This window comes from Streptomyces milbemycinicus (genome assembly GCF_002154605.1).
GTDB lineage: Bacteria > Actinomycetota > Actinomycetes > Streptomycetales > Streptomycetaceae > Streptomyces > Streptomyces milbemycinicus.
The window spans coordinates 1-8,368 of the sequence record NZ_MUNE01000341.1; the positions used below are offsets into that span (position 1 = coordinate 1).

General features: G+C 71.9%; 9 protein-coding genes. 5 read left to right on the top strand and 4 right to left on the bottom strand.

The annotated features are described in order from the left end of the window. From CCN51_RS26625 to CCN51_RS26640, 4 genes are all read left to right on the top strand, one after another. Positions 1 to 213 (top strand): trypsin-like serine protease (locus tag CCN51_RS26625; RefSeq protein WP_143675898.1); only part of this gene is annotated, 213 nt, incomplete at its 5' end. 176 nt (positions 214 to 389) lie between these two features. Beyond that, positions 390 to 1,133, top strand: coding sequence for a response regulator transcription factor (locus CCN51_RS26630; protein WP_014177635.1), 744 nt, complete (start codon positions 390 to 392; stop codon positions 1,131 to 1,133). Next, positions 1,130 to 2,539 carry a sensor histidine kinase gene (locus CCN51_RS26635; protein WP_014177634.1) on the top strand — a complete coding sequence of 470 codons (1,410 nt, stop codon included), beginning with the start codon at positions 1,130 to 1,132 and terminating at the stop codon, positions 2,537 to 2,539. The genes CCN51_RS26630 and CCN51_RS26635 overlap by 4 nt, the downstream gene beginning before the upstream one ends. 64 nt (positions 2,540 to 2,603) lie before the next feature. Beyond that, positions 2,604 to 3,365 (top strand): response regulator transcription factor, encoded by a 762-nt coding sequence (locus tag CCN51_RS26640; RefSeq protein ID WP_086860160.1) that lies wholly within the window; start codon positions 2,604 to 2,606, stop codon positions 3,363 to 3,365. Positions 3,366 to 3,462: 97 nt separating this feature from the next. Here the strand turns inward: CCN51_RS26640 and CCN51_RS26645 are convergent, their stop codons facing one another. From CCN51_RS26645 to CCN51_RS26650, 4 genes are all read right to left on the bottom strand, one after another. Continuing rightward, a complete protein-coding gene (locus CCN51_RS26645; protein ID WP_014177633.1) occupies positions 3,463 to 5,424 on the bottom strand; it encodes an ABC transporter ATP-binding protein in 1,962 nt (653 codons plus the stop codon). A gap of 205 nt (positions 5,425 to 5,629) precedes the next feature. Next, complete coding sequence (locus tag CCN51_RS59340; protein ID WP_014177632.1) at positions 5,630 to 5,755, bottom strand: hypothetical protein; 126 nt, start codon at positions 5,753 to 5,755, stop codon at positions 5,630 to 5,632. Positions 5,756 to 6,023: 268 nt separating this feature from the next. After that, complete coding sequence (locus CCN51_RS59345) at positions 6,024 to 6,146, bottom strand: hypothetical protein (RefSeq protein ID WP_014177631.1); 123 nt, start codon at positions 6,144 to 6,146, stop codon at positions 6,024 to 6,026. 134 nt (positions 6,147 to 6,280) lie between these two features. Further along, complete coding sequence (locus tag CCN51_RS26650; protein ID WP_238545404.1) at positions 6,281 to 7,399, bottom strand: LmeA family phospholipid-binding protein; 1,119 nt, start codon at positions 7,397 to 7,399, stop codon at positions 6,281 to 6,283. A 116-nt stretch (positions 7,400 to 7,515) separates the two neighbouring features. Here CCN51_RS26650 and CCN51_RS26655 point away from each other — a divergent pair. Beyond that, on the top strand, positions 7,516 to 8,368 hold an 853-nt coding region (locus CCN51_RS26655), incomplete at its 3' end, for an ATP-binding protein (RefSeq protein WP_143675899.1).

Here is an 8,368-nt window from a genome sequence, read left to right on the forward strand (position 1 = left end):
AACCCCGGCAACTCCGGCGGCGCGCTCATCAACATGAGGGGCCAGATCATCGGGATCAACTCCGCGATGTACTCGTCCGCCGCGCAGCAGAGCTCCAGCAGCGCGGGCAGCATCGGCCTGGGCTTCTCCATCCCCGTCGACACCGTCAAGGCCGACCTCGACAATCTGCGCAACGGCGGCAGCGACAGCAGCGGCGGCACCAGCAACAGCTGAGCGGTGACCGCTGACCGCTGACCGGTCACAGTGATCACCGCCGACCGGCCCGCCGCCTGGGATGATCAGGCCCGTGCCCGTCCGCCCGTGCGAGGCTGAAGGCAGCGGATCCACCGCCCCGCCATCGCCGCCTTTCGTCGGCGCGCCACGCCGACTCCGAGTGAGGAACCCGAGCCATGAGCCCCGCCGAGCACGGCGACCAGCCCGCCCGCATCCTGATCGTCGACGACGAGCCGGCCGTCCGCGAGGCCCTGCAGCGCAGCCTCGCCTTCGAGGGCTATCTGACCGAGACGGCCCTGGACGGGCTCGACGCGCTGGAGAAGGTCGGCGCGTACGACCCCGAGCTGATCGTGCTCGATGTGCTGATGCCCCGGATGGACGGGCTGACCGCCGCCCGGCGGCTGCGCGCCACCGGTGTGACCGTGCCCGTGCTGATGCTCACCGCGCGCGACACGGTCGGCGACCGGGTCACCGGGCTCGACGCGGGCGCCGACGACTACCTCGTCAAGCCGTTCGAGCTGGACGAGCTGCTGGCCCGGATCCGGGCCCTGCTGCGCCGCAGCTCGTACGCGGCCGCCGCGGGGGCCGTCGCGGAGACCGGCGCCGACGAGCTGACCTTCGCCGATCTGCGGATGAACCTCGCCACCCGCGAGGTGAACCGGGGCGGGCGCCGGGTCGAGCTGACCCGCACCGAGTTCACGCTGCTGGAGATGTTCCTCGCGCATCCGCGCCAGGTCCTCACCCGCGAACAGATACTCAAGGCCGTCTGGGGCTTCGACTTCGAGCCCACGTCCAACTCGCTGGACGTGTACGTGATGTATCTGCGCCGCAAGACCGAGGCGGGCGGCGAGCCCCGGCTGGTGCACACCGTGCGCGGCGTCGGCTATGTGCTGCGTGCCGCCGAGGGCGGCACGCCGTGACGAACCGCTTCCGCAGGCTGCCGCTCCGCTCGCGGCTGGCGCTGCTGACCGCGGTGGCGGTGGCGGTCGCGGTGGCGGCGGCGGCCTTCGCGTGCTGGTTCCTCACCCGGCAGGAGCTGACCGGCGCGCTGGACCAGAAGCTGCGCGACAGCGTGTCCCCGGACCGTATCCAGCGCCTGATCGGCCTGCCCTGTTCGGACAAGCCGCAGACCGACGACCGCCTGGGCCCCGACCCCGCGGGCCTGCAGTTCGTCCGGGAGAACGGCGACCGGTGCGTCATCGGCTCGACAGCGGTGAAGGTGACGGACGCGGACACCGCGGTCGCGGGCGGCCGGCAGCGGGAGGTCACGCGCGACGGCACGACCACGACCGGCCGGGCCGTCCGCGTCTACACCGCGGAGATGCCGGTCCGCACCAGCACCGGTCCCGGCAGGCTGACCGTGTCCGTCTCCCGCCCCCTCGACGAGGTGACCGACCCCCTCGACACGCTGGCACTGGTCATGCTCCTGGTCACGGGTGTCGGGGTCATCGGCGCCGGGGCCGCCGGTCTGTGGATCGCCAGGACCGGGCTCAAACCCGTGGACCGGCTGACCGAGGCGGTCGAGCATGTGGCCCGTACGGAGGACCTGGCCGTACGCATCCCCGCCGAGGGCGACGACGAGATCGCCCGGCTTTCCCGCTCCTTCAACTCCATGACGGCCGCCCTCGCCTCCTCCCGCGAACGGCAGCAGCAGCTGATCGCCGACGCCGGCCATGAGCTGCGTACGCCGCTCACCTCGCTGCGTACCAACATCGAACTGCTCGCGCGCAGCGAGGAGACCGGCCGGCCGCTGCCGCCCGCCGACCGCAAGGCGCTGATGGCCAGCGTCAAGGCGCAGATGACCGAGCTGGCCGCGCTGATCGGCGATCTCCAGGAGCTGTCCCGGCCGGACGCGCTGCCCGGCACCGGGCCGCTTCAGGTGGTCGCGTTGCACGAGGTGGCGGCGGCCGCGCTGGAACGGGCCCGGCTGCGCGGCGCCGACCTCACGATCGACGCCTCGCTGGGGCCCTGGTATGTACGGGGGGAGGCGGCGGCGCTGGAGCGGACGCTGGTCAATCTGCTCGACAACGCGGTGAAGTTCAGCCCTTCGGGTGGTGTGGTCGAGGTCGTGCTCAGAGACGGCCAGTTCACGGTCCGCGACCATGGCCCCGGCATTCCCGACGACGAGCTGCCGCATGTCTTCGAACGGTTCTGGCGCTCGCCATCAGCCCGTGCCATGCCCGGTTCCGGCCTCGGCCTGTCCATCGTGGCCCGCACGGTCCAGCAGTCCGGCGGCCAGGTCGGGCTGCAGCCCGCGCCGGGCGGCGGCACGCTGGCCTGGCTCCGGCTCCCGGGCGCACCCACGCCGCCACCGGAGCTCGACTGACCTCTCAGCGGGAGTACACGCTCGACTCAGCATGCTCACAGGCTCGGACGCGAGGTTGGAGCCCATGCATGAGACAGCCCGGATTCTGGTCGTGGACGACGATCCCGCGGTGCGCGAAGCGCTCGGCAGAACCCTGAGGTTCGAGGGATACGAGGTCGACACGGCCCAGGACGGCCTGGAGGCGCTGACCCGTCTGCGACACCCGGCCCGGAGCGAACAGGGGCCGCCCGATCTGGTGCTGCTCGATGTGATGATGCCCGGCCTTGACGGCCTTGCGGCCGCCCGCCGGATCCGGTCCGGCGGCGACACCGTACCGATCATGATGGTCACCGCGCGGGACTCGATAGGCGACCGGATCGTCGGCCTCGACAACGGCGCCGACGACTATCTGACGAAGCCGTACGTGGGTGAGGAACTTCTGGCCCGGGTGCGCGCCCTGCTGCGCCGCGGCGCGCACCGCCCCGCCGTGCCCGCCGTACCGGCGGGAGCGGGGCTGCCCACTTTGCCCGAGCCCGCCGCCCGGCTGTCCTTTGAGGACGTGACGCTGGACTCGCACACCCGCCAGGCCACCCGGGCCGGTCGGCGGCTGGATCTGACGAAGACCGAGTACGCGCTGCTGAAGCTGTTCCTCTCCCGCCCCCGTGAGGTGCTGACCCGGGCGGCGATCCTGCGCGATGTGTGGGGGTTCGACTTCGAGCCCACGTCCAACACGCTGGATGTGTATGTGATGTATCTGCGGCGGAAGACGGAGGCGGGCGGCGAGCCTCGGCTGCTGCACACGGTGCGCGGGGTGGGCTATGTGCTGCGCGCCCTGGTGGGCGACTAGGGGCTGCCGTCGAAGGGGGGCGCTCTGCCGCAAGCGGCCGGACGCCCCCCTTTGAACACACAGTCCTTTTGAACACACAGTCCTTGAACACACAGCCCTAGGCCTGGCGGGGCTCCGTGAGCCCCGTGTCGTTCTGCGAGCCGTGCAGCCGCGCGTACGTCCCGCCCAGGGCCAGCAGTTCGCGGTGTGTCCCGGTCTCGACCACCCGCCCGTGGTCGAGGACGAGGATCCGGTCGGCGTCCGGCGCCAGGTTCAGATCGTGCGTGATCATGATCGTCGTACGGCCGGACATCAGCCGCCTCAGCGGCCTGACCACCCGCCGCGCGGACAGCGCGTCGAGCCCGGTGGTGGGCTCGTCCAGGACGAGGACGGGCGCGTTCCGCAGCATCGCGCGGGCGATGGCCACGCGCTGCAGCTGGCCGCCGGACAGCTGCGCGGTGTGCGGATCGATGGGGGTGTCGTAGCCCTCGGGGAGGGCGGTGATGAAGTCGTGGGCCGCCGCGTCCCGGGCCGCCTGGACGATCTCGTGGTCCGTGGCCCCCGGCCGTCCGCAGGCGATGTTCTCGCGGATGGTGTCGTGCAGGATGAGCGTTTCCTGCGGCAGGAGGGTGACGTTCTCGCGGAGGAAGGCCAGCGGCATGGCGTGCAGCGGCACCCCGTCCAGGCGTACGGAGCCCTCGGCCGGGTCGTAGAAGCGCAGCAGCAGCTTGGAGACGGTCGACTTGCCCGCCCCGCTCTCGCCGGTGATCAGCACGAACTCTCCGGGCCCGGCCGTGAGTGAGACCTGGGCCAGGGTGCGTTTCCGGGCGCCCGGGTAGCGGAAGCCGACCCGGGCGAACTCCACCGAGCCGTGCACCCGCCAAGGCGCGACGGCCGCCCCCGGCGGCGGGTCGGCGACGGCGGGTTCGGCGTCGAGGATGTCCAGCAGCCGTTCGGCGCCCGCGGTCGCGGCGGTGAGGGTGAGGCCGAGCTGCCCGAGGTTGCGGATCGGCGGGTAGAGGTAGCCGAGGAAGGCCGCGAAGGCGAGGAGTTGGCCGATGGTCATCCGGTCCTGGGAGATCTCCCAGGCGCCGAGCCCGATGACGGCGAGGACGCACAGCGTCTCGATGACCTCGACCAGCTGCTCGTACAGCTCGCTCATCCGCGCCCCGGCCACCGACGCGCGCATCCAGGCGCGCGCCTCGCGGCGCAGCCGCTTCTCCTCGGCGGCCTTCCGGTTGTAGGCCTGGGTGAGCACGATGTTGCCCAGCGACTCCTCGACCACCGAGGTGATCGCGCCGTCGGCGACGCGCTCCTCCCGTGCGACGGCCTTGATCCGGCCGGAGAAGCGCCGGGCGGCCAGCCAGAACAGCGGCGCCAGTACGAAGGTGGCCAGCGCCAGGTCCCAGCGCAGCCAGAAGGCGGCGGTGGCGAAGAAGACCGTGCTGAACAGGGCGGATACGGTGCCCACGACGCCGGAGACCACCATCTGCTCGATGGCCTCGACGTCCCCGGTGAGGCGTTCGACCAGGTCGCCCTGGCGGTGGCGCTGGAAGAAGTGCGGCGGCAGGTCCTGGACATGGCCGAAGACGCGGGCGCGCAGGCGCAGTACGAAGCGCTCGGCGGTCCACACCGCGAGCGAGTTGCCCGTGTACCCGACCGCCGCGCCCAGGACCGCCACGGCGAACCACTGCCCGGCGGGGGACCAGAACGCGCTGAGCGAGCCCTCCTGGAGGGCGTGGTCCGTCAGATTGGAGAACAGCAGGATCGCGGCCGTCTCGGCGAGCGCGGCGACGACCACACAGACGCAGATCAGCACCAGCCAGCGGCGGTCGCCCCGGGTCAGCGGCCAGAAACGGCGGAAGGCCACGCGCGCGGGCAGCTGCGGGGTGGTCCGCTCCTCCCGCTCCTCCTCGCCCGCGCCGCCCTCGTATGCGTACGGCTCGTCGTGATCCGCGTACTCGGTCAGGGGGCGCTGGGCGCCCGACGGCTGGTGGCGGCCGTACGGGCGGGGCCGCCCGGGGCGCCGGTGGCGCCCGCGGCCGGGGGCGGGCTCGGCGCCGATCGCCCGCAGCCGCATCGTCGGCGGGTCGTTGGGGCCGGTGGGCGCTGTGATCGCTGTTGGCTGTGGGGGTACTGGAGGGCGTGGTGGTACTGGGGGCACTCTCGAGGTCACTGTCTCTTCCGCTCCTGGCGTCGGCCGGCTGCCGGGGCCGCTGCCGGGCCCGGACATGGCCGAGGCGGGCCCGTGGCACAGTGCCGCGGGCCCGCCTCCGGTATGTGGGTCAGCCACCGATCGGGCGATGGTGCTGGGGCTTCTTGTGCTTCTTGCACGCCGGCTTCGGGTGCTGGTTCTTCTTCTCCTCGGGCTTGCGGGCGGGCTTGACCGGAACGACCTTGCGAATGCTCATGGTGATTTCCTTTCGGGTTTTTCTTTCCGATGTCTCGCCGTTCGGCTTCGACACGGAAAACATTAGGAGGGGTTTCCGTGAGCGAGGTCAGAGGAGCCTGTGTGTTTGCCAAGACCCGTATGAGGGAATTCTCAGGAACTTTTTGGAACCGCGGGCACCGGCGGCTGCGTCCACGCGCGCAGGGGCCGTGCGGGCATGCCGAAGGGGGCCGGTGGCGTGTGCCACCGGCCCCCTTCCGTGACCTGTCTCAGGTCTGCCCCGTCTGCGCTCAGTGCTCGATCGGACGGCGCGGAGGCTTCTTCGGGCCCTTCTTCGGCTTCGGCAGCGGCTTGGGGAGCGGCTTGCGCGAGTGCTTGGGCTTGGGCAGCGGGGCGACCTTCTTGAAGCTCATTTCAATTCCTCTTTCTTCTGCTTTCGCTGCGCCTGTTCGGTGCAACGAGAAAGACACTACCGAGGAATTCGGAAACGGAAAGCCAAATTCGATGAGACCTGGTTAAGGAAATTATGAGCTTCCCTCATGGGGGCTCAGCCGCCCGAGTGCCGGCCGGCGCCCACCGCCAGCCCGGCGCCCGTCAGATCGGCCCGGATGCCCTCGCGCTCGACGGTGATGTTCCGCAGCCGCAGTCCCTTGACCTGCTTGGGCAGCTGGAAGGAGAACGCGACCCGCTCCGTCAGATCCTGGGCCCGCAGCCGCACCAGGGCCCGGGCCAGTACGGGGTCGACGCCGACCTGCTCCAGCGTCTCGGGGCGGTCGGCGACCAGGTCCACGAGGTTGGCCTGGGTCAGCCGGTCCGTGAAGCCCGGCCGCTTGGTGATCCGGCGCAGCTGCTTGTCGTCCCACAGCGCCTGTTCCGCGGCCTCGGGCGCGACCCCGAGCTGCCGCGCCACGGACTCCACCGCGAGCAGCGCCCGCGTCTTCTTCTTGTCGCGGCTGATCCGTTCCGCGGCCTCCGGGTGCAGCCGCAGCCGGGCGGGCCGTCCTGGCCGGTAGGTGGCGATGCCGGGGACGTCGAGCCGCATATCGCTGACGCTGGTGGCGACCCCGCGGTCGCCGTCCCGCCGTATATGCGCCACGGCGTGGATACGCGCCTGCCGCCCGGCCACCGGCAACACGCCCTCCGCGCGCACCGATGCGCGGTCGAGCACCCGGAACGTCACCTGCGAGGCGCCCAGTTCGCGGTTCAGATCGTCGAAGGCCAGCAGTACGTCCCCGTCCACCTGGGCCGCCTTGGCCCCGTCGAGGGGCAGCGGCAGATCTCCGAACAGGCGAATGTCCGCGGCCTCGGCCCGTACCCGGGCGAGCGTCACCCGGCCGGCCGCCACGTCGGGGACGGTGACGTCCACCCCGTCCAGGTGCTTGCCCAGCACCTGGGTGAGAAACGGAAACCCGTGGATGTTCACCTTGGGCGCCGCCGCAAGTCCGAGCTTGTGCTGCAGCGTCCGCTCCGCCCGCTTCTCGGCGTACATCACGGCGCAGCGGTCCACGAGCACCAGCAGCATGGCGCCCAGCAGAACCCCGATGGCCACCTTGGTGGTGCGCGGTATGCGGGCGAGCCCCCGGTGAACCTTGCGGTGCGGATCCGGGGTGACGCTCTGGGGAGATTGGCGGGACAGGGGCAGGAACATGCGCACGGGGGATCGCATCACTCCATCCCAACACGCCCGCCCGGCCCGGACGCAAGCGCTGACGGAGGTTCGTGGCGAATAGCACGGCGCGAAGCGGGCGGGCGCCGCGTGGCAGGGCTCCTAGAGTGAGCTTCGTGCTCTACGGAAGATCGGCGGAAATCGGCACGCTCGACGAGGTGATCGCGCGGGCTCGCGACGGCTCCGGCGGTGCGGTGGTGTTGCGGGGCGAGGCGGGCGCGGGCAAGACCGCCCTGCTCGACGCGGCGACCGCGCGAGGCGGCTCGATGCGCGTGCTGCGGACCACCGGCGTCGAGCCCGAGTCCGACCTGGCGTTCGCGGCGCTGCACCAGGTGCTGTGGCCGGTGACCGGCTCGCTCGACGCGCTGCCGGAGCCGCAGTGCGACGCTGTGCGCGCGGCCCTGGGGCTTGCCGCGGGCGGTGACGGCGATCGGTACCTGCTGGCCGCCGGCGTGCTCTCGCTGCTGGCCGAGGCCTCCGCGCCGGACGGGCTGATCTGCGTGGTCGACGACTTCCAGTGGGTCGACCCGGCCTCGGCCGACGCGCTGCTGTTCGCCGCCAGACGGCTGGGGACGGAACGGATCGCGATGCTGTTCGCCGTGCGCGGGGACGCTCCGGTCAAGGGTGTGCCGCTGACGGTGGACGTGCCCGGACTGCCCGGGGCCGCGGCGGTCGAGATGCTGGAGTCCCGCCACGGTGTGCCGCCCGGAGTGGCACAGGAAATCGTCACGCTGACCCGCGCGAACCCGCTCGCCCTGGGCGAGATCGCCGCCCGCCTGACGCCCGCGCAGCTCGCTGGGCGCGAACCTCTGCCCGATCCGCTCCCCGGCGGCGCCCGGCTCTTCGGCGAGCAGGTGGCGGCGTTGTCCGCCGCCGCCCGGCTGCTCGCCCTGGTCGCCGCCGTGGCGGCCGACCTCGGCCTGGTGCTGCGCGCCACCGACCGGCTGTCCGCCGACCAGCTGTCCGCCG

Excerpts from the sequence above, each read along its gene's own strand:
- CCN51_RS26630 (WP_014177635.1), top strand. The coding sequence starts at position 390 with ATGAGCCCCGCCGAGCACGGCGACCAGCCCGCCCGCATCCTGATCGTC.
- CCN51_RS26640 (WP_086860160.1), top strand. The coding sequence starts at position 2,604 with ATGCATGAGACAGCCCGGATTCTGGTCGTGGACGACGATCCCGCGGTG.
- CCN51_RS26645 (WP_014177633.1), bottom strand. The coding sequence starts at position 5,424 with ATGCGGCTGCGGGCGATCGGCGCCGAGCCCGCCCCCGGCCGCGGGCGC.
- CCN51_RS59340 (WP_014177632.1), bottom strand. The coding sequence starts at position 5,755 with ATGAGCATTCGCAAGGTCGTTCCGGTCAAGCCCGCCCGCAAGCCCGAG.
- CCN51_RS59345 (WP_014177631.1), bottom strand. The coding sequence starts at position 6,146 with ATGAGCTTCAAGAAGGTCGCCCCGCTGCCCAAGCCCAAGCACTCGCGC.
- CCN51_RS26650 (WP_238545404.1), bottom strand. The coding sequence starts at position 7,399 with ATGCGATCCCCCGTGCGCATGTTCCTGCCCCTGTCCCGCCAATCTCCC.